At 46.3% G+C, this 26169-nt stretch carries 4 protein-coding genes; all 4 read left to right on the top strand.

The annotated features are described in order from the left end of the window. The first annotated feature begins 61 nt into the window (after positions 1-61). The 4 genes from EG365_RS04260 to bap all read left to right on the top strand — a co-directional run bounded on the left by EG365_RS04260 (position 62) and on the right by bap (position 26034). On the top strand, positions 62-985 hold the full coding sequence (locus tag EG365_RS04260) for a DUF808 domain-containing protein (protein WP_000146247.1): 924 nt from the start codon (positions 62-64) through the stop codon (positions 983-985). 29 nt (positions 986-1014) lie between these two features. Further along, positions 1015-1914 carry a neutral zinc metallopeptidase gene (locus EG365_RS04255; protein ID WP_001267655.1) on the top strand — a complete coding sequence of 300 codons (900 nt, stop codon included), beginning with the start codon at positions 1015-1017 and terminating at the stop codon, positions 1912-1914. 237 nt (positions 1915-2151) lie between these two features. Further along, positions 2152-3654 (top strand): cation:proton antiporter, encoded by a 1503-nt coding sequence (locus EG365_RS04250; RefSeq protein ID WP_000526259.1) that lies wholly within the window; start codon positions 2152-2154, stop codon positions 3652-3654. Between the two features lie 459 nt (positions 3655-4113). After that, entirely contained in the window at positions 4114-26034 is a 21921-nt protein-coding gene (bap, locus tag EG365_RS04245; RefSeq protein WP_123806485.1) for a biofilm-associated Ig-like repeat protein Bap, read from the top strand. Positions 26035-26169: the final 135 nt, after the last annotated feature.

Genomic DNA, 26169 nt, shown 5'->3' with positions numbered 1-26169 from the left:
ATTACAAAAATTGAAAAAAATCATCTTACAATAGTTTAATAAATACAAACCTGGATAAGAAATGGCAAGTGGCTTACTTTTACTACTAGATGATATTGCAACAATTTTAGATGACGTCGCCTTAATGAGCAAAATGGCAGCAAAAAAAACTGCTGGTGTTTTAGGTGATGATTTGGCTTTAAATGCACAACAGGTTACAGGTGTCCGTGCTGATCGCGAATTACCGATTGTGTGGAAAGTTGCTAAAGGCTCCTTTGTTAATAAGCTCATTTTAGTTCCTCTAGCTTTATTAATCAGTGTGATTGCTCCTTGGTTGATTAATCCTTTATTAATGCTTGGCGGGCTATTCTTATGTTATGAGGGTGTTGAAAAAGTTCTTCATACCATTACACATAAAAAAGCCTCAACCTCAGAAGAAGCACAAAAAGAGTTTGATAGTGAAGAGTTAGACTTGGCAACTTTTGAAAAAGATAAAGTGAAAGGAGCTATTCGTACAGACTTTATTTTGTCAGCTGAAATTGTGGTTATTTCTTTAGGTACTGTGGCAACTGCAACTTTAATGACTAAAGTTAGTGTCCTCAGCATTATTGCAGTTGTGATGACGATCGGCGTTTATGGTTTGGTCGGCATGATTGTTAAGATTGATGACTTGGGTCTATATTTAACAAAACAGGCTGCTTCTTTTAAACAAACTATTGGTCGAGGGCTGCTTGCATTTGCGCCACTTTTAATGAAGTTATTGTCTATCGTCGGCACTATTGCGATGTTTTTGGTAGGTGGAGGGATTATTAATCATACGATTCCTTTACTCCATCATGTCACTGAAAATACAGTTGACCATGTGGAAACTATACCTGCTGTAGGCAACATCATTGGTGCTTTAACCCCAACGCTTATTAACTTTGCAATAGGAATTGTTGCTGGTGCAATAGTATTGCTTGTTGTTAGCTTGATACAAAAAATGTGGCCAAAAGCTTCTAGTTAATCAGGCCATCTACAAAGAAGAGGGAAATTATGCGTTGGAGAGATCGTCGAGTCAGTACCAATGTTGAAGACCGTCGAGGCGGAGGCGGTGTTAGGGCAGGTGGTATTAGTATTATTGGTTTGGTTGTGGCATTTGTTGCATGGAAATTTTTTGGCGTTGACCCCCAACAAGCATATCAGGCAACGCAGCAGGTTACTGCTTCGCAACAATCAAATGCAACTGCACCCGAAAGTTTAACAGCCGAGCAAAAGGAAGCTTCTGATTTTGTTGGAACAGTATTAGCCGATACAGAGGATACGTGGACACCTATTTTTAAACAGTTAGGTAAAACTTATACGCCACCAAAATTAGTCTTGTTTAGTGGGATGATTCAGTCAGGCTGTGGTACAGCTCAGTCTGCAATGGGGCCCTTTTATTGCCCAGCAGATCAGAAGGTTTATATCGATACAGAATTCTTCAAAGATATGCGTGAGCAGATGGGAATATCTGGCGAACAAAATCAGACAGAATTATCGAGACAAGATCAGGCAGGGGACTTTGCCCAAGCTTATGTGGTTGCCCATGAAGTAGGACATCATGTTCAAACTTTGCTTGGTATCTCATCTCAAGTACAACAGGCTCGTGCACAAGTCAGTCAAAGAGAAGGTAATCAGTTATCTGTACGTCAAGAATTACAAGCTGACTGTTTAGCGGGTATCTGGGCCAATCATAATCAACAGCGTACTCAGTTTTTAGAGCAGGGGGACGTTGAGGAGGCAATGGATGCCGCGCAAAAAATTGGAGATGACTACTTACAAAAACGAGCAACAGGACAAGTCGTTCCGGATAGCTTTACTCATGGTAGTAGTGAACAGCGAATGCACTGGTTCCAAGTCGGTTTAAAAACCGGTGATATTAGCCAATGCGATACTTTTAATAATTCTATCTAAATCTATAAATAAGATGAGTTTACAAGGTGTTTAAGTAGGCTCATCTTTTTAATCATCCCTCCAACATAATTAATGTTAAGAAATTTAACTAATTGATAGAATGATTAACGTAATTCGTTAAACTTGTATTCCAACTTTTTAATTGCTTGGGCACACATGAGGTGCCTATTTTCTCGTTCTGTTCAGTTCTGCTGTCTAGATTTTTTATTTGGTCATTGACCCAGAAGAAGGGTATTCATGGGTAATTTTTTCTTATTACAAGCATTTACGGTTGTATTTGCCTTATCAATTGCGACCACCATATTTAATAAGCGTATTTTGGGCTTTCCTCAGGCTATCGGCGTACCTCTTGTTTCTGCGATTTTTGTCTTCATTTTGCAATGGGGAGCCAGTCTTTTAAATGGTAATCAATTCATTACTATCAATATTCATAATATTGAGGAAGCAGTACGGCACATCGATTTCTATGATTTTTTAATTAATGGTGTTATTTGCTTTATTCTGACGTCTTCAGCACTTAAATTTAAAATTTCAGATCTAAGAAGCTATTGGAAACAGATTAGTATCTTAGCCACTATTGCCTTGGTAATCTGCGCTGTATTGTTTGGTAGCTTACTTTACGGTTTCCAATTGTTAGTTGGACATCATGTACCAATTTTGGTTCTTCTATTATTAGGTGCAGCATTGGGTGCAACAGACCCGATCGGTATTAAAGGTGTTTTAAGTTCAATTCGTGCTCCTCATCATCTCATTGTTAAATTAGAAGGAGAATCTTTATTTAACGATGCGATGTGTATTGCCTTATTTATGACATTACTGAATGTTTTACAGGGTGAACATTTTTCATTGGTTGCGACATTAGAAGCTTTGCTTTATGAAATTGTGGTAGCTGTTGGTATTGGGTGGGCATTTGGGATAGGTACCTTACGCTTATTGCGTGGTAAACACGAAATGGAATCCCTGATTTTAACAACTGCATTACTTGCAAGTGGAGCATATTTGGTGGCTCTATTTGCCCATGCATCTGCACCGATTGCCTGCGTCATTGGTGGTTTAATCGTCGGTAATAAATGGAAAGAAATTCGTGAAGAGCGTGAGATCAGAGAGGTTAACCATTTTTGGCATACGGTAGAAGGAATTATCAATTCATTCTTATTTACTTTAATTGGCCTTGAGTTATTTATTCTTGACTTAAACTTTAGCCTGATTTTAGGTGGAATAGTTGCTTTCTTTATTCTGCATATTTCTCGTTTTGCAGCAAACTTTATGTCTTTTGCTTTCTTCCCAACAATGCGTAAGACCAAAAGTTACAATGGTAGTTTAACTATTTTATCTTGGGGGGGTGTTCGAGGAGGGATTTCACTCGCTTTAATTTTGGCGGTCGCGAATATTCCGGCGCTGAGTCCTTATAGTAGTATTCTGATTGGATATACCTTTATTAGTGTATTGTTATCTGGTGTAGTATGTGGACTTGGCCTTCCTGCGGTAATGAATGCGTTTTATTACAATCCTAATGAAGAAACGGAAGGGCTTAAAGGCTTTTATCAAAAGCTATGCCATAAAATGAATCGCCGTGGCTTTCAATATATAGTTGGAGAAGATGCATTAGGAAGAGAAACAATTACTATCTTTAACCCAGATGTTATTGTTGATCAAAAAACAGAAGACGGGATTGCAACCATGCATGATCCAAATAAGTTACAAGAAGTAAAACGTTTCGAAAGTCCAGATAATTTCTAAAAGTAAATAAAAAAATAATTTTTATTTGAATATAAAAATGAGGCTTTAGTGTAATAGTAAAATATTATCTAAGGCCATTTTTTTTCTATATATATCATTATTAATATATTTTATTTTATTGAGATATTAAAACTTGTTATATAAAAATTTAAATTAAAATAATTTTCAATGAATGTTCAATAATAAGAAACTAATTTTGTTTTATATATAAAACAGTTAATAAGCTTGTTGAATAAATTATAAGTAGAAAAATCAGATTTTTATTTATATAAAATTTGTATTAATTAATTTTTTTTCTTTGAGTACTTTAGTATTTGTTTTTTTTATTTTAAAGTGTTTAATGTAAAAATGATCACATTACTTAATGTTTTTAAGTTGTAGGTCAAAAACTCGAAAACATTAAGTAAAAAGAATTATACATAAAATCATTTAAATCAATAATATAAAAGGAATATAGATATGCCTGAGATACAAATTATTGCCAAGGATAATCATAAAACCTTGGTAACCACAGAGGGAACTTCTGCAAAACTTTCAGAAGCGTCAGTTGTGTTGGTGAAAGTGGCTGCCAGCGATGTATTGGTAGTAAATAGGGAGGGTACCAATGCAGTCATACGTCTGAAAAATGGCGAGACTATTGTTATTGAAGGCTTCTTTAGTGGAACAGCTGAGCCTAAAGATAATAGTCTGGTTTTCCAAGATGAAAATGGACAGTTGATTTGGGCAAAATTCAAAGATGCTGAAAATGATGCAGATGCTGATAGTGATGCGGACGCAGATGCTGACAGTGACGTCGAACCACAAGCACTTTTAGGTGAAGATTTACCAGCAGCTCTACCAGCAGAAGCTCCACAAGAGTTGGTATCTGATGTTATTTACCAGCCTATTTCTTCAATTGAACCTCTACTTTATCATGATGCAGGCGTGAACCCATGGTTATGGGCTGCTATTCCACTAGTTGCAGGCGGTATTATCGCTGCAGCATCAAATCATGATAGTGATGATGATTCTTCAGCACCTGTTGATACCACTCCACCAAGTACCGATGGCGTAACTTTCTCGGTTGACCCTGTTACTTCTGATAATGTGATTAATGCATCAGAAGCATCCGGTAATGTCACTATTACAGGTGTTTTGAAAAACATTCCAGCAGATGCGGCCAACACGGCCGTTACAGTTGTTATTAATGGGGTAACTTATAATGCGACTGTAGATAAAGCAGCAGGTACATGGACAGTAAGTGTACCGGGCAGTGGCTTAGTTGCGGATGCAGATAAGACGATTGATGCCAAAGTAACGTTTACAGATGCAGCAGGTAACAGCAGCAGTGTTAACGATACACAAACTTATACACTTGATACCACTGCACCAAATACACCAGTGATTGACCCAGTTAACGGGACAGACCCGATTACAGGTACAGCAGAACCTGGTTCAACAGTGACTGTGACTTATCCGGACGGTAGTACGAAAACTGTTGTTGCAGGACCAGATGGTACTTGGACTGTGCCAAACCCAGGTTTGAATGATGGCGATGAAGTTACAGCTGTAGCAACGGACCCTGCTGGCAATACATCAGGACCAGGAACAGCTATTGTTGATGCAGTTGGTCCAAATACGGATGGTGTTAATTTTGCTGTTGATTCGGTAACAGCTGATAATGTGATTAATGCATCAGAAGCGGCTGGCAATGTCACGATTACAGGTATATTGAAAAACGTTCCTTCAGATGCGGCTGCTACAGCCGTTACAATTGTTATTAATGGGGTAACTTATACTGCAACTGTAGACAGTGCAGCAGGTACATGGACAGTAAGTGTACCAGGTAGCGGTTTGGTTGCTGATACTGATAAAACGATTGATGCTAAAGTAACCTTCACTGATGCAGCAGGTAATAGCAGCACAGTTAACGATACACAAACTTATACACTGGATACAGCTGCTCCTTCAGCGCCAGTAATTGACCCTGTTAACGGGACAGACCCGATTACAGGTACTGCAGAACCTGGTTCAACCGTAACAGTAACCTATCCTAATGGTGACACAGCAACAGTTGTAGCAGGACCTGATGGCAGCTGGTCAGTACCAAACCCAGGTTTAAATGATGGTGACGAAGTTGAGGCAATTGCTACAGATCCAGCAGGCAACCCATCTTTACCAGGTACAGCTATTGTTGATGCAGTTGGTCCAAATACCGATGGCGTTAACTTCACGGTTGATTCAGTAACAGCTGACAATGTGATTAATGCATCAGAAGCGTCAGGCAACGTTACTGTTACAGGCGTATTGAAAAATGTTCCGGCAGATGCAGCAAATACAGTGGTCACTGTTGTGATCAATGGCCAGACGTATACTGCAACTGTAGATAGCACAGCGGGCACATGGACAGTAAGCGTACCAGGTAGTGACTTGACTGCGGATGCAGATAAGACAATTGATGCCAAAGTAACGTTTACAGATGCAGCAGGTAATAGCAGCAGTGTTAACGATACACAAACTTATACACTTGATACCACTGCACCTGATGCACCAGTAATTAACCCGGTTAACGGGACAGATCCAATTACAGGTACTGCAGAGCCTGGTTCAACCGTAACAGTAACCTATCCTAATGGTGACACAGCAACAGTTGTAGCAGGACCTGATGGCAGCTGGTCAGTACCAAACCCAGGTTTAAATGATGGTGACGAAGTTGAGGCAATTGCTACAGATCCAGCAGGCAACCCATCTTTACCAGGTACAGCTATTGTTGATGCAGTTGGTCCAAATACCGATGGCGTTAACTTCACGGTTGATTCAGTAACAGCTGACAATGTGATTAATGCATCAGAAGCGTCAGGCAACGTTACTGTTACAGGCGTATTGAAAAACGTTCCGGCAGATGCAGCAAATACAGTGGTCACTGTTGTAATCAATGGTCAGACGTATACTGCAACTGTAGACAGTGCAGCAGGTACATGGACAGTAAGTGTACCAGGTAGCGGTTTGGTTGCTGATACTGATAAAACGATTGATGCCAAAGTAACGTTTACAGATGCGGCAGGTAATAGCAGCAGTGTTAACGATACACAAACATATACAGTTGATACCACTGCACCTGATGCACCAGTAATTAACCCGGTTAACGGGACAGACCCGATTACAGGTACAGCAGAGCCTGGTTCAACCGTGACTGTGACTTACCCTGATGGCACCACTGCAACAGTGGTAGCAGGCACAGATGGTAGCTGGTCAGTACCAAACCCGGGTAACCTGGTGGATGGCGATACAGTGACTGCAACAGCAACTGACCCTGCAGGCAACACTTCATTGCCAGGTACAGGCACAGTTTCAGCAGACATCACAGCACCTGTGGTTGCGCTGGATGACGTGTTGACGAATGACAGCACACCAGCACTTACTGGTACAGTGAACGATCCGACAGCCACTGTAGTTGTCAATGTGGATGGTGTTGACTATCCGGCAGTGAACAATGGTGACGGCACCTGGACGCTTGCAGACAATACACTTCCAACACTCGCAGACGGTCCACACACCATTACCGTGACTGCAACAGATGCAGCAGGTAACGTAGGTAACGATACTGCAGTGGTGACCATTGATACGGTTGCACCAAATGCACCGGTGCTTGATCCGATCAATGCAACAGACCCAGTGAGCGGTCAGGCAGAGCCTGGTTCAACCGTGACTGTGACTTATCCTGATGGCACAACTGCAACAGTGGTAGCAGGCACAGATGGTAGCTGGTCAGTACCAAACCCAGGTAACCTGGTGGATGGCGATACAGTGACTGCAACAGCAACTGACCCTGCAGGCAACACTTCATTGCCAGGTACAGGCACAGTTTCAGCAGACATCACAGCACCTGTGGTTGCGCTAGATGATGTGTTGACGAATGACAGCACACCAGCACTCACCGGTACAGTGAACGATCCGACAGCCACTGTAGTTGTCAATGTGGATGGCGTTGACTATCCGGCAGTGAACAATGGCGACGGCACCTGGACGCTTGCAGACAATACACTTCCAGTGTTGGCAGATGGTCCGCATACGGTAAGTGTGACTGCAACAGATGCAGCAGGTAACGTAGGTAACGATACTGCAGTGGTGACCATTGATACGGTTGCACCAAATGCACCGGTGCTTGATCCGATCAATGCAACAGACCCAGTGAGCGGTCAGGCAGAGCCTGGTTCAACCGTGACTGTGACTTATCCTGATGGCACCACTGCAACAGTGGTGGCAGGCACAGATGGTAGCTGGTCAGTACCAAACCCAGGTAACCTGGTGGATGGCGATACGGTTACTGCAACAGCGACTGACCCTGCAGGCAACACTTCATTGCCAGGTACAGGCACAGTTTCAGCAGACATCACAGCACCTGTGGTTGCGCTGGATGATGTGTTGACGAATGACAGCACACCAGCACTTACTGGTACAGTGAACGATCCGACAGCAACTGTAGTTGTCAATGTGGATGGCGTTGACTATCCGGCAGTGAACAATGGCGACGGCACCTGGACGCTTGCAGACAATACACTTCCAACACTCGCAGACGGTCCACACACCATTACCGTGACTGCAACAGATGCAGCAGGTAACGTAGGTAACGATACTGCAGTGGTGACCATTGATACGGTTGCACCAAATGCACCGGTGCTTGATCCGATCAATGCAACAGACCCAGTGAGCGGTCAGGCAGAGCCTGGTTCAACCGTGACGGTGACTTATCCTGATGGCACCACTGCAACAGTGGTAGCAGGCACAGATGGTAGCTGGTCAGTACCAAACCCAGGTAACCTGGTGGATGGCGATACAGTGACTGCAACAGCGACTGACCCTGCAGGCAACACTTCATTGCCAGGTACAGGCACAGTTTCAGCAGACATCACAGCACCTGTGGTTGCGCTAGATGATGTGTTGACGAATGACAGCACACCAGCACTTACTGGTACAGTGAACGACCCGACAGCCACTGTAGTTGTCAATGTGGATGGCGTTGACTATCCGGCAGTGAACAATGGTGACGGCACCTGGACGCTTGCAGACAATACACTGCCTGCATTAACAGACGGTCCACACACCATTACCGTGACTGCAACAGATGCAGCAGGTAACGTAGGTAACGATACTGCAGTGGTGACCATTGATACGGTTGCACCAAATGCACCGGTGCTTGATCCGATCAATGCAACAGACCCAGTGAGCGGTCAGGCAGAGCCTGGTTCAACCGTGACTGTGACTTATCCTGATGGCACCACTGCAACAGTGGTAGCAGGCACAGATGGTAGCTGGTCAGTACCAAACCCAGGTAACCTGGTGGATGGCGATACAGTGACTGCAACAGCAACTGACCCTGCAGGCAACACTTCATTGCCAGGTACAGGCACAGTTTCAGCAGACATCACAGCACCTGTGGTTGCGCTGGATGACGTGTTGACGAATGACAGCACACCAGCACTTACTGGTACAGTGAACGATCCGACAGCAACAGTAGTTGTCAATGTGGATGGCGTTGACTATCCGGCAGTGAACAATGGTGACGGCACCTGGACGCTTGCAGACAATACACTGCCTGCATTAACAGACGGTCCACACACCATTACCGTGACTGCAACAGATGCAGCAGGTAACGTAGGTAACGATACTGCAGTGGTGACCATTGATACGGTTGCACCAAATGCACCGGTGCTTGATCCGATCAATGCAACAGACCCAGTGAGCGGTCAGGCAGAGCCTGGTTCAACCGTGACTGTGACTTATCCTGATGGCACCACTGCAACAGTGGTAGCAGGCACAGATGGCAGCTGGTCAGTACCAAACCCAGGTAACCTGGTGGATGGCGATACAGTGACTGCAACAGCAACTGACCCTGCAGGCAACACTTCATTGCCAGGTACAGGCACAGTTTCAGCAGACATCACAGCACCTGTAGTTGCGCTGGATGACGTGTTGACGAATGACAGCACACCAGCACTTACTGGTACAGTGAACGACCCGACAGCCACTGTAGTTGTCAATGTGGATGGCGTTGACTATCCGGCAGTGAACAATGGTGACGGCACCTGGACGCTTGCAGACAATACACTTCCTGCGTTAACTGATGGTCCACACACCATTACCGTGACTGCAACAGATGCAGCAGGTAACGTAGGTAACGATACTGCAGTGGTGACCATTGATACGGTTGCACCAAATGCACCGGTGCTTGATCCGATCAATGCAACAGACCCAGTGAGCGGTCAGGCAGAGCCTGGTTCAACCGTGACGGTGACTTATCCTGATGGCACAACTGCAACAGTGGTAGCAGGCACAGATGGCAGCTGGTCAGTACCAAACCCGGGTAACCTGGTGGATGGCGATACAGTGACTGCAACAGCAACTGACCCTGCAGGCAACACTTCATTGCCAGGTACAGGCACAGTTTCAGCAGACATCACAGCACCTGTAGTTGCGCTGGATGACGTGTTGACGAATGACAGCACACCAGCACTTACTGGTACAGTGAACGATCCGACAGCCACTGTAGTTGTCAATGTGGATGGCGTTGACTATCCGGCAGTGAACAATGGTGACGGCACCTGGACGCTTGCAGACAATACACTTCCAACACTCGCAGACGGTCCACACACCATTACCGTGACTGCAACAGATGCAGCAGGTAACGTAGGTAACGATACTGCAGTGGTGACCATTGATACGGTTGCACCAAATGCACCGGTGCTTGATCCGATCAATGCAACAGACCCAGTGAGCGGTCAGGCAGAGCCTGGTTCAACCGTGACTGTGACTTATCCTGATGGCACAACTGCAACAGTGGTAGCAGGCACAGATGGCAGCTGGTCAGTACCAAACCCAGGTAACCTGGTGGATGGCGATACAGTGACTGCAACAGCGACTGACCCTGCAGGCAACACTTCATTGCCAGGTACAGGCACAGTTTCAGCAGACATCACAGCACCTGTGGTTGCGCTGGATGACGTGTTGACGAATGACAGCACACCAGCACTTACTGGTACAGTGAACGACCCGACAGCAACTGTAGTTGTCAATGTGGATGGCGTTGACTATCCGGCAGTGAACAATGGTGACGGCACCTGGACGCTTGCAGACAATACACTTCCAACACTCGCAGACGGTCCACACACCATTACCGTGACTGCAACAGATGCAGCAGGTAACGTAGGTAACGATACTGCAGTGGTGACCATTGATACGGTTGCACCAAATGCACCGGTGCTTGATCCGATCAATGCAACAGACCCAGTGAGCGGTCAGGCAGAGCCTGGTTCAACCGTGACTGTGACTTATCCTGATGGCACAACTGCAACAGTGGTAGCAGGCACAGATGGCAGCTGGTCAGTACCAAACCCAGGTAACCTGGTGGATGGCGATACAGTGACTGCAACAGCAACTGACCCTGCAGGCAACACTTCATTGCCAGGTACAGGCACAGTTTCAGCAGACATCACAGCACCTGTGGTTGCGCTGGATGACGTGTTGACGAATGACAGCACACCAGCACTTACTGGTACAGTGAACGACCCGACAGCAACTGTAGTTGTCAATGTGGATGGCGTTGACTATCCGGCAGTGAACAATGGTGACGGCACCTGGACGCTTGCAGACAATACACTTCCAACACTCGCAGACGGTCCACATACCATTACCGTGACTGCAACAGATGCAGCAGGTAACGTAGGTAACGATACTGCAGTGGTGACCATTGATACGGTTGCACCAAATGCACCGGTGCTTGATCCGATCAATGCAACAGACCCAGTGAGCGGTCAGGCAGAGCCTGGTTCAACCGTGACTATGACTTATCCTGATGGCACAACTGCAACAGTGGTAGCAGGCACAGATGGCAGCTGGTCAGTACCAAACCCAGGTAACCTGGTGGATGGCGATACAGTGACTGCAACAGCAACTGACCCTGCAGGCAACACTTCATTGCCAGGTACAGGCACAGTTTCAGCAGACATCACAGCACCTGTGGTTGCGCTGGATGACGTGTTGACGAATGACAGCACACCAGCACTTACTGGTACAGTGAACGATCCGACAGCCACTGTAGTTGTCAATGTGGATGGCGTTGACTATCCGGCAGTGAACAATGGTGACGGCACCTGGACGCTTGCAGACAATACACTTCCAACACTCGCAGACGGTCCACACACCATTACCGTGACTGCAACAGATGCAGCAGGTAACGTAGGTAACGATACTGCAGTGGTGACCATTGATACGGTTGCACCAAATGCACCGGTGCTTGATCCGATCAATGCAACAGACCCAGTGAGCGGTCAGGCAGAGCCTGGTTCAACCGTGACTGTGACTTATCCTGATGGCACCACTGCAACAGTGGTAGCAGGACCGGATGGTAGCTGGTCAGTACCAAACCCAGGTAACCTGGTGGATGGCGATACAGTGACTGCAACAGCGACTGACCCTGCAGGCAACACTTCATTGCCAGGTACAGGCACAGTTTCAGCAGACATCACAGCACCTGTGGTTGCGCTGGATGATGTGTTGACGAATGACAGCACACCAGCACTTACTGGTACAGTGAACGACCCGACAGCAACTGTAGTTGTCAATGTGGATGGCGTTGACTATCCGGCAGTGAACAATGGTGACGGCACCTGGACGCTTGCAGACAATACACTTCCTGCGTTAACTGATGGTCCACACACCATTACCGTGACTGCAACAGATGCAGCAGGTAACGTAGGTAACGATACTGCAGTGGTGACCATTGATACGGTTGCACCAAATGCACCAGTACTTGATCCGATCAATGCAACAGACCCAGTGAGCGGTCAGGCAGAGCCTGGTTCAACCGTGACTGTGACTTATCCTGATGGCACCACTGCAACAGTGGTAGCAGGCACAGATGGTAGCTGGTCAGTACCAAACCCAGGTAACCTGGTGGATGGCGATACAGTGACTGCAACAGCAACTGACCCTGCAGGCAACACTTCATTGCCAGGTACAGGCACAGTTTCAGCAGACATCACAGCACCTGTGGTTGCGCTGGATGACGTGTTGACGAATGACAGCACACCAGCACTTACTGGTACAGTGAACGATCCGACAGCAACAGTAGTTGTCAATGTGGATGGCGTTGACTATCCGGCAGTGAACAATGGTGACGGCACCTGGACGCTTGCAGACAATACACTGCCTGCATTAACAGACGGTCCACACACCATTACCGTGACTGCAACAGATGCAGCAGGTAACGTAGGTAACGATACTGCAGTGGTGACCATTGATACGGTTGCACCAAATGCACCGGTGCTTGATCCGATCAATGCAACAGACCCAGTGAGCGGTCAGGCAGAGCCTGGTTCAACCGTGACTGTGACTTATCCTGATGGCACCACTGCAACAGTGGTAGCAGGCACAGATGGCAGCTGGTCAGTACCAAACCCAGGTAACCTGGTGGATGGCGATACAGTGACTGCAACAGCAACTGACCCTGCAGGCAACACTTCATTGCCAGGTACAGGCACAGTTTCAGCAGACATCACAGCACCTGTGGTTGCGCTGGATGACGTGTTGACGAATGACAGCACACCAGCACTTACTGGTACAGTGAACGACCCGACAGCCACTGTAGTTGTCAATGTGGATGGCGTTGACTATCCGGCAGTGAACAATGGTGACGGCACCTGGACGCTTGCAGACAATACACTTCCTGCGTTAACTGATGGTCCACACACCATTACCGTGACTGCAACAGATGCAGCAGGTAACGTAGGTAACGATACTGCAGTGGTGACCATTGATACGGTTGCACCAAATGCACCGGTGCTTGATCCGATCAATGCAACAGACCCAGTGAGCGGTCAGGCAGAGCCTGGTTCAACCGTGACTGTGACTTATCCTGATGGCACAACTGCAACAGTGGTAGCAGGCACAGATGGCAGCTGGTCAGTACCAAACCCGGGTAACCTGGTGGATGGCGATACAGTGACTGCAACAGCAACTGACCCTGCAGGCAACACTTCATTGCCAGGTACAGGCACAGTTTCAGCAGACATCACAGCACCTGTAGTTGCGCTGGATGACGTGTTGACGAATGACAGCACACCAGCACTTACTGGTACAGTGAACGATCCGACAGCCACTGTAGTTGTCAATGTGGATGGCGTTGACTATCCGGCAGTGAACAATGGTGACGGCACCTGGACGCTTGCAGACAATACACTTCCAACACTCGCAGACGGTCCACACACCATTACCGTGACTGCAACAGATGCAGCAGGTAACGTAGGTAACGATACTGCAGTGGTGACCATTGATACGGTTGCACCAAATGCACCGGTGCTTGATCCGATCAATGCAACAGACCCAGTGAGCGGTCAGGCAGAGCCTGGTTCAACCGTGACTGTGACTTATCCTGATGGCACAACTGCAACAGTGGTAGCAGGCACAGATGGCAGCTGGTCAGTACCAAACCCAGGTAACCTGGTGGATGGCGATACAGTGACTGCAACAGCGACTGACCCTGCAGGCAACACTTCATTGCCAGGTACAGGCACAGTTTCAGCAGACATCACAGCACCTGTGGTTGCGCTGGATGACGTGTTGACGAATGACAGCACACCAGCACTTACTGGTACAGTGAACGACCCGACAGCAACTGTAGTTGTCAATGTGGATGGCGTTGACTATCCGGCAGTGAACAATGGTGACGGCACCTGGACGCTTGCAGACAATACACTTCCAACACTCGCAGACGGTCCACACACCATTACCGTGACTGCAACAGATGCAGCAGGTAACGTAGGTAACGATACTGCAGTGGTGACCATTGATACGGTTGCACCAAATGCACCGGTGCTTGATCCGATCAATGCAACAGACCCAGTGAGCGGTCAGGCAGAGCCTGGTTCAACCGTGACTGTGACTTATCCTGATGGCACAACTGCAACAGTGGTAGCAGGCACAGATGGCAGCTGGTCAGTACCAAACCCAGGTAACCTGGTGGATGGCGATACAGTGACTGCAACAGCAACTGACCCTGCAGGCAACACTTCATTGCCAGGTACAGGCACAGTTTCAGCAGACATCACAGCACCTGTGGTTGCGCTGGATGACGTGTTGACGAATGACAGCACACCAGCACTTACTGGTACAGTGAACGACCCGACAGCCACTGTAGTTGTCAATGTGGATGGCGTTGACTATCCGGCAGTGAACAATGGTGACGGCACCTGGACGCTTGCAGACAATACACTTCCAACACTCGCAGACGGTCCACATACCATTACCGTGACTGCAACAGATGCAGCAGGTAACGTAGGTAACGATACTGCAGTGGTGACCATTGATACGGTTGCACCAAATGCACCGGTGCTTGATCCGATCAATGCAACAGACCCAGTGAGCGGTCAGGCAGAGCCTGGTTCAACCGTGACTGTGACTTATCCTGATGGCACAACTGCAACAGTGGTAGCAGGCACAGATGGCAGCTGGTCAGTACCAAACCCAGGTAACCTGGTGGATGGCGATACAGTGACTGCAACAGCAACTGACCCTGCAGGCAACACTTCATTGCCAGGTACAGGCACAGTTTCAGCAGACATCACAGCACCTGTGGTTGCGCTGGATGACGTGTTGACGAATGACAGCACACCAGCACTTACTGGTACAGTGAACGATCCGACAGCCACTGTAGTTGTCAATGTGGATGGCGTTGACTATCCGGCAGTGAACAATGGTGACGGCACCTGGACGCTTGCAGACAATACACTTCCTGCGTTAACTGATGGTCCACACACCATTACCGTGACTGCAACAGATGCAGCAGGTAACGTAGGTAACGATACTGCAGTGGTGACCATTGATACGGTTGCACCAAATGCACCGGTGCTTGATCCGATCAATGCAACAGACCCAGTGAGCGGTCAGGCAGAGCCTGGTTCAACCGTGACTGTGACTTATCCTGATGGCACCACTGCAACAGTGGTAGCAGGACCGGATGGTAGCTGGTCAGTACCAAACCCAGGTAACCTGGTGGATGGCGATACAGTGACTGCAACAGCGACTGACCCTGCAGGCAACACTTCATTGCCAGGTACAGGCACAGTTTCAGCAGACATCACAGCACCTGTGGTTGCGCTGGATGATGTGTTGACGAATGACAGCACACCAGCACTTACTGGTACAGTGAACGACCCGACAGCAACTGTAGTTGTCAATGTGGATGGCGTTGACTATCCGGCAGTGAACAATGGTGACGGCACCTGGACGCTTGCAGACAATACACTTCCAACACTCGCAGACGGTCCACACACCATTACCGTGACTGCAACAGATGCAGCAGGTAACGTAGGTAACGATACTGCAGTGGTGACCATTGATACTAGTTTGCCAGTTGTATCTTTAGATGATTTAACTACTAATGACACGACTCCTGCTTTAACAGGAGCTATTGATGATCCAACAGCAACCGTTGTTGTAAATGTTGATGGTATCGATTATCCAGCGACTAACAATGGTGATGGTACTTGGACGCTCGCAGATAATACTTTGCCTGCATTAATAGATGGTCCACATACAGTGGCTGTAACTGCAACTGATCCAGCTGGTAATACGGCTACAGATACAGCTACGCTTACTATTGATACAGTCCCTGCAGACCTGATCGGTGCGATCACGATTCCTGAAGACCTAAATGGCGACGGTATCTTGAATGCAGACGAGTTAGGCACAGATGGCAGCTTCAATGCACAAGTGGCGTTGGGACCGGATGCGCTTGACGGCACAGTGGTGAATGTCAATGGTGTGAACTACACCGTGACTGCAGCTGACCTTGCAAACGGCTATATCACAGCAGCGATTCCTGTGACAGGCGAAGGCCCTGTAGCGATCCATGCAGAAGCAGTGGATGCACAAGGTAACGTAGATGTTGCAGATGCAGACGTGACAGTAACGGTTGATACAGTTCCTGCAGACCTGATCGGTGCGATCACGATTCCTGAAGACCTAAATGGCGACGGTATCTTGAATGCAGACGAGTTAGGCACAGATGGCAGCTTCAATGCACAAGTGGCGTTGGGACCGGATGCGCTTGACGGCACAGTGGTGAATGTCAATGGTGTGAACTACACCGTGACTGCAGCTGACCTTGCAAACGGCTATATCACAGCAGCGATTCCTGTGACAGGCGAAGGCCCTGTAGCGATCCATGCAGAAGCAGTGGATGCACAAGGTAACGTAGATGTTGCAGATGCAGACGTGACAGTAACGGTTGATACAGTTCCTGCAGACCTGATCGGTGCGATCACGATTCCTGAAGACCTAAATGGCGACGGTATCTTGAATGCAGACGAGTTAGGCACAGACGGCAGCTTCAATGCACAAGTGGCGTTGGGACCAGATGCGCTTGACGGCACAGTGGTGAATGTTAACGGTACTAACTACACCGTGACAGCAGCTGACCTTGCAAACGGCTATATCACAGCAGCGATTCCTGTGACAGGCGAAGGCCCTGTAGCGATCCATGCAGAAGCAGTGGATGCACAAGGTAACGTAGATGTTGCAGATGCAGACGTGACAGTAACGGTTGATACAGTCCCTGCAGACCTGATCGGTGCGATCACGATTCCTGAAGACCTAAATGGCGACGGTATCTTGAATGCAGACGAGTTAGGCACAGACGGCAGCTTCAATGCACAAGTGGCGTTGGGACCAGATGCGCTTGACGGCACAGTGGTGAATGTCAATGGTGTGAACTACACCGTGACTGCAGCTGACCTTGCAAACGGCTATATCACAGCAGCGATTCCTGTGACAGGCGAAGGCCCTGTAGCGATCCATGCAGAAGCAGTGGATGCACAAGGTAACGTAGATGTTGCAGATGCAGACGTGACAGTAACGGTTGATACAGTCCCTGCAGACCTGATCGGTGCGATCACGATTCCTGAAGACCTAAATGGCGACGGTATCTTGAATGCAGACGAGTTAGGTACAGATGGCAGCTTCAATGCACAAGTGGCATTAGGACCGGATGCAGTTGATGGCACAGTGGTGAATGTTAACGGTACTAACTACACCGTGACAGCAGCTGACCTTGCAAACGGCTATATCACAGCAGCGATTCCTGTGACAGGCGAAGGCCCTGTAGCGATCCATGCAGAAGCAGTGGATGCACAAGGTAACGTTGATGTTGCAGATGCAGACGTGACAGTAACGGTTGATACAGTCCCTGCAGACCTGATCGGTGCGATCACGATTCCTGAAGACCTAAATGGCGATGGTATCTTGAATGCAGACGAGCTAGGCACAGACGGCAGCTTCAATGCACAAGTGGCGTTGGGACCGGATGCGCTTGACGGCACAGTGGTGAATGTCAATGGTGTGAACTACACCGTGACTGCAGCTGACCTTGCAAACGGCTATATCACAGCAGCGATTCCTGTGACAGGCGAAGGCCCTGTAGCGATCCATGCAGAAGCAGTGGATGCACAAGGTAACGTAGATGTTGCAGATGCAGACGTGACAGTAACGGTTGATACAGTCCCTGCAGACCTGATCGGTGCGATCACGATTCCTGAAGACCTAAATGGCGACGGTATCTTGAATGCAGACGAGTTAGGTACAGATGGCAGCTTCAATGCACAAGTGGCATTAGGACCGGATGCAGTTGATGGCACAGTGGTGAATGTTAACGGTACTAACTACACCGTGACAGCAGCTGACCTTGCAAACGGCTATATCACAGCAGCGATTCCTGTGACAGGCGAAGGCCCTGTAGCGATCCATGCAGAAGCAGTGGATGCACAAGGTAACGTAGATGTTGCAGATGCAGACGTGACAGTAACGGTTGATACAGTTCCTGCAGACCTGATCGGTGCGATCACGATTCCTGAAGACCTAAATGGCGACGGTATCTTGAATGCAGACGAGTTAGGTACAGATGGCAGCTTCAATGCACAAGTGGCATTAGGACCGGATGCAGTTGATGGCACAGTGGTGAATGTTAACGGTACTAACTACACCGTGACAGCAGCTGACCTTGCAAACGGCTATATCACAGCAGCGATTCCTGTGACAGGCGAAGGCCCTGTAGCGATCCATGCAGAAGCAGTGGATGCACAAGGTAACGTAGATGTTGCTGACGCAGATGTAACCTTAACCATTGATACAACTCCACAAGACCTGATTACAGCAATTACGGTTCCTGAAGACCTAAATGGCGACGGTATCTTGAATGCAGACGAGTTAGGCACAGACGGCAGCTTCAATGCACAAGTGGCATTAGGACCGGATGCAGTTGATGGCACAGTGGTGAATGTTAACGGTACTAACTACACCGTGACAGCAGCTGACCTTACAAACGGCTATATCACAGCAACTCTGGATGCAACAGCAGCCGATCCTGTGACTGGTCAGATTGTGATTCATGCTGAGGCTGTAGATGCGCAAGGTAACGTTGATGTTGCTGACGCAGATGTAACCTTAACCATTGATACAACTCCACAAGACCTGATTACAGCAATTACGGTTCCTGAAGACCTAAATGGCGACGGTATCTTGAATGCTGCAGAACTTGGTACAGATGGCAGCTTCAATGCACAAGTGGCATTAGGACCGGATGCAGTTGATGGCACAGTGGTGAATGTTAACGGTACTAACTACACCGTGACAGCAGCTGACCTTGCAAACGGCTATATCACAGCAACTCTGGATGCAACAGCAGCCGATCCTGTGACTGGTCAGATTGTGATTCATGCTGAGGCTGTAGATGCGCAAGGTAACGTTGATGTTGCTGACGCAGATGTAACGGTAACCATTGATACAACTCCACAAGACCTGATTACAGCAATTACGGTTCCTGAAGACCTAAATGGCGACGGTATCTTGAATGCTGCAGAACTTGGTACAGATGGCAGCTTCAATGCACAAGTGGCATTAGGACCGGATGCAGTTGATGGCACAGTGGTGAATGTTAACGGTACTAACTACACCGTGACAGCGGCTGACCTTGCAAACGGCTATATCACAGCAACTCTGGATGCAACAGCAGCCGATCCTGTGACTGGTCAGATTGTGATCCATGCAGAAGCAGTGGATGCACAAGGTAACGTAGATGTTGCTGATGCAGATGTAACCTTAACCATTGATACAACTCCACAAGACCTGATTACAGCAATTACGGTTCCTGAAGACTTAAATGGCGACGGTATCCTGAATGCTGCAGAACTTGGTACAGACGGTACATTCAATGCACAAGTGGCATTAGGACCGGATGCAGTTGATGGCACAGTGGTGAATGTTAACGGTACTAACTACACCGTGACAGCAGCTGATATTACCAACGGCTACATCACCGCAATTCTTGCTGCAACAGCAGCCGATCCTGTGACTGGTCAGATAGTGATTCATGCTGAGGCTGTAGACGCACAAGGTAACGTAGATGTTGCTGATGCAGATGTAACCTTAACCATTGATACAACTCCACAAGACCTGATTACAGCAATTACGGTTCCTGAAGACTTAAATGGCGACGGTATCCTGAATGCTGCAGAACTTGGTACAGACGGTACATTCAATGCACAAGTGGCATTAGGACCGGATGCAATCGATGGCACAGTGGTGAATGTTAACGGTACTAACTACACCGTGACAGCAGCTGATATTACCAACGGCTACATCACCGCAATTCTTGCTGCAACAGCAGCCGATCCTGTGACTGGTCAGATTGTGATCCATGCTGAGGCTGTAGATGCGCAAGGTAACGTAGATGTTGCTGATGCAGATGTAACAGTAACACTCGATGTCACTCCACCTGATATCACTACAACAGTATTAGCAATTGACCCTGTTACCGCAGACAATATTCTTGATGCGACAGAAGCTGGTGGAACAGTAACTTTAACTGGTACATTGACCAACGTTCCTGCAGATGCAACAACCACAGGTGTAGTGGTGACTATAAATGGTAATGACTACACAGCAACAGTAGATGCTATAGCGGGTACTTGGACAGTTAATGTTGCGGGCAATGACCTTGCTCTAGATCCAGACTTAACTGTTGATGCTAAAGCGACTTTCACAGATCTCGCTGGAAACAGTAGTACTCTACAAGATACACAAACTTATACTCTTGCAGGTTCTATCACTGCCTTTGACAACACTGATCATGCAGTTCTTAGTCCGAAACCAGCGCTTGTTGGTGATGATGTAAGTCTAGGTAGTACTTCTTATTTAGTACTTACATCTGTAGCAGGCTTAGACCTTCAACTTGGTGGTAATTCTCTAGGATTTACTGTCGATGCTGGCCATGAAGGTGATGTTACTTTCCAATATAGTGGCTTAATCGACGCAGCTGTACTTTCTGATTACAAGTTAGTAGTTCAGAAGTTCAATACAACAACTAACCAATGGGAATCTATACATGGTGATGCTAATTCATCATTAATTAGCTTGCACTTGTTAGGTATTGGTACAGGAAATGTTCCTGGTGCAGTCCTTGATGGTTTAGATGCGGGTCAATACCGTGCCTTCTTAGCCTACGACGGACTGTTAGGATTGGGCGTGTTAGGCACTCTTTCTGCCACTATGGATGATTATGATTTGTCTGTAGCAGGTGGATATGAAATTGGTAATGCTGAAGGTAACGTGATTACTGATCCAGATCCAACAACAGGTCAAGTCGATCAGGTAACTGCAAATACTTATGTTTCATCAGTGAATGGTCATCCGATTGATGCTGATGGAGAGACATTTGCAGGTACTTACGGAACAATTACTTTCTATCAAGATGGTAGTTATGTGTATGTACCAAATGCAGATGGTTCTGGTGTAGGTCAAACTGATGTATTCACATATACGTTAACTGACTCAGTAACTGGAGCAACAGGTCAAGCTAATCTTAATATCGTGTTTGATTCGATTCGTGCAGCGGATAACCTTGTTGAGGTTGAACTCAATCCACAATATCAATTGGTGGGTACAGAGACTGATTCAGCATTCTATGGCGTTCTATTGAATGTTGGAAATATTGTTGACCTACAACTCCTCACAGTAGATACGGTTGACTTTACTATCGGTGCTGGTCAGGAAGGGGTTGCAACATTTAACTTCAATAGCTTGATTGGTGCATCTGCTTTAGGTGACTACAATGTTGTGTTGCAAAAATACAATGATGTGACAGGACAATGGGAAGCAGTGAATGGTACAGGTGATCGTTCATTACTGAACTTGACCTTGCTTGGTAATACGCCAACTGCGCAAATAGGCGGGCTTACAGAGGGTGAATATAGAGCATTCTTATCATTCAATGGCTTGGTAGGCGGAGCAGTAGCTGTAACATTAAACGGCAGTGTAGATGTCTATAACCCAGCGGTTATTACTGGTTACGATGTCGTAGCAGCTCATGGCAACCTAATCTCTGATCCAAATACGAATGGTGATGTTGATATCGCTACACCTAACAGTATTATCAGTGAAGTCAATGGTGTTGCAGTAAGTGCATCTCCAACTGAGATTATTGGTACTCACGGTACTTTACTCATCTATGCAAATGGTGATTATACCTATACGCCAAATGCTGATAGTGCTGGATTAGGTCAGGTTGATCAATTTACTTATACCTTGTTAGACCCAGCTTCTAATATAACTTCACAAGCTACGTTCTATGTACATCTAGATAGTAAAGTTGTGGATATGAATTGGGATGCAGCTGATCCATCACAACCTGCTACTGTAACGATTACAGCAGTGGATGACGCTGTAAATGCTGCAATTGCTGCTGAGCCTCATCTCATCGAAGATGACAGAGCATTGGGTAGTGCAACTTATCTTGCATTGTTATCGTTGGCTGGCATCAACCTACAAGCTCCTTTACCATTCGTGAATAGTACTGTGGAGTTCAATGTAGGTGCTGGTGAAACTGGAACCGCAACCTTTAAATACAGCAGTTTAATTAATGAAGGAGCACTCGGTGATTACCAACTTGTAGTACAGAAATTCAATACTGCTACAAATCGTTGGGAATCAATTACCGGTAGCAGTGAAGCTTCTTTACTGAACTTAAGTGTATTGGGTATAGGTGTGAATGCGACACCGGGAGTGGTTGTTGAAGGGCTTGACGAAGGTCAATACCGTGCCTTTATGACATACAACGGCCTCTATGGTAAGAGTATCCTAGGTACATTGTCAGGTACGATGGATGTTTACGATCCAAACCAAATTGACTTTACTGGTTTGGCATCTGAAGGCAATGTCATTACTGGTCTTGGCGTAGGTACAAATGCTGATGCTGTAACTGGATACACAATTGTTGATTCAGTTACTGTAAACGGTGTGACTACGAATGTTGATCCAAATACTGGAACAATTATTCAGGGTCAATACGGTACGCTTCAAATATTCGCGAATGGTGATTACATCTATACGCCGAATAATACGAATGCCAACCTCGGTCTAGTCGATCACTTCACTTATACGTTGGCTGATCCTTTGGGCGGCAATATAAGTGCAAGTCTAGACTTCACTATTGGCAACAGTACGCCAGTGATTGCCGTAGACGACCTTGCTGTAGCTGTTGTTAATCCAGAATATCTGCAAATTGGTAACGATGTTGCGGTAGATAGCTACCTATATGTGGCGTTATTAAGCTTAACTGACAATTTTGACTTCCAGTTGGGTGGACAAGGTGTTGACTTTACTTTGACCGATAGCACCTTAAATGATGTGACCTTCAATTACAGTGCATTAATAGATGCAAGTCTGCTTGCTGATTATGTACTCGTGGTTCAGAAATTTGATACTGCAACCAATCAATGGGTAGCTGTAAATGGCACTGGAGAAGCGGACTTACTCAGTCTGGCAGCCTTTGGTGGAAATTCAGTGACATTGGAAGGTCTAGCTGCTGGTCAATATAGAGCCTATATGACTTATGCTGGTAGTGGTGTTGGCGTTAGCTTATTAGGTACATTGTCAGTTCAGAAAGATGTATTTGATGCGACAAATATCACAGGTTATAGCACTCAAGTTGCAGAAGGTAATGTTATTCATGATGTCGGCTTAAATGGACACGCAGATACTGCTTCTGGTTTTAGCACAGTAACTAGCGTTGAATTTAACGGCACAGCATTTGCTGTTAATGCGACAGGTGTCACAACCATTGTCGGTGACCACGGTACATTGTCAATTTATGCTAATGGTAACTACAGCTATCAGCCAAATGGTGAGGCTGCAAGCCTTGGTCAAGTTGATCAATTTACTTACACCTTGTCAGATGGTCTAAATACATCGCAAGCGACCTTGTATCTCCATATTGATAGCGATGCAGTCGATATGACTTGGAATACAAGTGATCCATCACAACCTGCTGTCATCACAGTTACTCCTGTAGACGCGATTGATAACGTTGTTTCTGCTGGTGTAGATATCGTTCCTCAAGGCGAGCTTGGTGTAGCTGTAGGTTCTGCAACTTATCTAGCATTGGTGGGCATTACAGAGGACTTAAATGTTTCCTTGTTAGGAACACCAAGTGTTGCATTTACAATTGATGCTGGACACGAAGCTGATGTGACATTCGCATATGCTCCAGTGCTTTCATTATCATTGTTTAATGACTATAAAGTTGTATTACAGCAAAAAGGTGCTGATGGTGCTTGGCATAATATTGACGGCGGCTCAAGTACTGGCTTACTCAATATTGGTTTACTAGGTAACGGTGGAATTGGTGTTACTGTTCCAGATCTAGGCCAAGGTGAATACCGTGCATTTATGGTTTACACCGGTTTAGGAGTAGGTATCCTAGGTACAATGAGTGTAGTGAAAGATGACTTTGATTACACAGTTGCGCCTACCAATACAGCGGTTGTTGCAGATGGTAATGTATTGACTGATGACGTAACTACGTTAACTACTCAAGTTACCACTGTGACATCTGAAGTAGTGGGTGCTCTACCACAAACTGTCGGAACAGATACAGTTATAAACGGTGCATACGGTACATTGGTGATTTCTACAAATGGTCACTACACCTATACACCAAATACAACTGATCTGAGCGCGATTGGTAAAGTGGATTCATTCACTTATACAATTCGTGATGTATTAACAGGGGCAACAGATACAGCGACATTACATGTTCAGGTTGGTTCACCAGACGTAACGATCGCATGGGATGCTGCTAACCCAGCAAATGATGGCGTAGTACAATTAACTGCTAATCCTGATCATGTGGTTACAACTACAGACTTCTCAAATGCTGCTGATCTACCAGTAGATGTGGCGAGCCCTGTGGTTTCTGTAAACCTCATCGGTTCTAATTCAGTAGTGTCTGATCAGTTTGTAGTAGGAGCTGGAACTGTTGCTAATATTGATCTATCAGCGGTTTATACAGCACAACCTTTAGCAAGTGTACTACCGACAGTAAGTTATGTGATCCAAAGCTGGAATGGTACAGCATGGGTGAATACAATTTACTCAGGTTCTCAAACTGCTCTAGGAAGTGTGGCAACTATTCAAGCGGGTAGTGTTGCATTCCAAGACACTGTTGAGCATTTAGCTGCAGGTACCTACCGCGTACAATATACGCTAACAGGTGTTTCACTTGGTGCGACTTCACTAGATACAAATGTTTCTACAACGACAGTTCATCTAGATACTTATCGTTCAGATTGGATCAGCGGAAATGTGTTGGCAGGAGACAACATTGGTGGAGTAGCGGATACAGGCATCTTGTCTCATGAAGGAGCTAAACTCCAAGTTTGGGATAATGCACAAAATGCTTATGTTGATGCAGTTGGACAAACAATCAATACCGGTAACGGTGTATTGATTATGCAATCAAATGGTGAATATGAGTACCGTCCAAATGATGTGACTACAACCACACAATTGGCGTCTACTGACAGTATTAACTATAAGATTGTGTCCGTAACTGGTGGAGTTGAATCTCAATCAACCTTAACGATTGATTTAACACATACTGATTACAATCTTCTTTACACAAGTACTTCTGCGAATGACACATTCACAACAGGTACGGGTTCAGATACTGTGATTTATCAATTGTTGAATGGAACTGCTGCTACAGCTAACAATGGTGCAAATACAGGTGGTAACGGTGTAGATACTTGGACTGACTTCCATGTTGGTAATGTTGCTACAGACAAACAAGCTGATCTGATTGATATCAGAGCCTTGTTAGATGGAGATCAAACAGATGCTAATATTGGACAATATCTGAATGTCACTACAAGTGGTGGTAACACTACAATTCAGATTGACCGTGATGGATTATCAGGACTCATCCCAGGTAATAACTTCACTACATTGTTAGTCTTACAAGGTGTTACTACAACAGAGACTGAATTACTTAACAATGGTCAAATTCTCTATTAATAGATAATTGAATCATCAGAAAAAGAGAACCCTAGGGTTCTCTTTTTTTATTTTTAAACAATACTTTAACCTAGCTTTGAAAGAGTTCATGCTATGATGCATTGAGAATTTTATAGAACAACAAATAACGGATAG

This window comes from Acinetobacter sp. FDAARGOS_494 (assembly GCF_003812225.1).
GTDB classification, from domain to species: Bacteria; Pseudomonadota; Gammaproteobacteria; order Pseudomonadales; family Moraxellaceae; genus Acinetobacter; species Acinetobacter baumannii.
This window is presented reverse-complemented; position numbering and strand designations above follow the sequence as displayed.